Below are 370 nucleotides of genomic sequence, written 5' to 3' on the forward strand. Positions count from 1 at the left end.
AAAGGCTCACGGCCGATTCGGCAGAGTCCGCCCGGGTCCCTGACCTGCACACCATCGAATCCAGTGACGATGGCGACACGCTGGAGCTGATCAGTTCGGACAGCTCGCCACGCCGGCAACTGGCACTGGCGAAAACCGGCGCGCTGGCCCGGCTCTCGGCACATATCCGTGGCACCGTCGACACGATCCACCGGTACTTCACGCTCCAGGACGGCCAGTTGCTGCCACGCCCGGACGTCACCCACCATGAGGTGGTCCATGGCCTGGCGCAGCTCGACGGCCTGAACAGCCTGAATACCGGCTTCGCGCTATTGCTGCTCAACAGCGGCAAGCACTACGCCTTGTCCGAGGAACTGGCCAGCGCGGTGCA

Annotated in this window: 1 protein-coding gene; it reads left to right on the plus strand. The window is 65.1% G+C overall.

Translation table 11 applies throughout. From position 1 onward, the window contains the following. Positions 1-370: hypothetical protein (locus tag HX773_RS25610; protein ID WP_176973827.1), on the plus strand; the 370-nt coding region annotated here is incomplete at both ends.

The sequence above is a fragment of the Pantoea sp. B9002 genome, assembly GCF_013385945.1.
Lineage (GTDB): Bacteria > Pseudomonadota > Gammaproteobacteria > Enterobacterales > Enterobacteriaceae > Pantoea.